General features: G+C 28.5%; 1 pseudogene. It reads right to left on the bottom strand.

Annotated elements, in window-relative coordinates:
- Positions 1–25: 25 nt before the first annotated feature.
- Positions 26–582: pseudogene (locus L8W69_RS09250) on the bottom strand (hypothetical protein).
- Positions 583–594 lie beyond the last annotated feature (12 nt).

Genomic DNA, 594 nt, shown 5'->3' with positions numbered 1-594 from the left:
TTATATTAAATCATAAGGAAAGTATTTATATAAAGCTAATCTTATTTTGTTTAATCATTCTGGCACGATTGATAAGAGCATAAAGGGCTAGAAATTCATCGTTAATTATTCTTTCAAAAGTTTCACTGTATCTATCCCATCAAACTCAATACTTCTGTATTCTATAATTTCTGCTTTAGCATTAGTGATAAAAGAAATATATTTATCTCTTTGTTTATCGTGTTTAATACCTGCTCGTGTTGGTTTAGGTGCTTCATCATACCAAATCACTTCTAGATTTTCTTCTTTGATGATTCTTAGTGCTACTTCTTTTGTTAGATATTCTTTAATGTCCTTGATATCATGATATTTATGCCAATAATTTTCTTGCAACATTTTATCAATAGCTTCTTTTTCACTATCAAAAGAATAGTTAAGACTAACACTCCCCCTTTCTCCAACATAGAAAGTTTCATATTTATTATTGTTAGGATTAAACCACATAGTAAGATGATATTCCCCTAAATGTTTATAAGAAGGATACCAAGTTGTATCAATCAACTTTTCTTCTTCTATAATTAGTTCTGCTTGTTCTCTTGTCATTTTCTATCCTTT

Origin of the sequence: Campylobacter sp. CNRCH_2016_3089 (assembly GCF_025772505.1) — a bacterium.
GTDB lineage: Bacteria > Campylobacterota > Campylobacteria > Campylobacterales > Campylobacteraceae > Campylobacter_D > Campylobacter_D lari_D.
The sequence above is the reverse complement of the archived record's forward strand: the minus strand, read 5'-3'. Positions and strand labels throughout refer to the sequence as shown.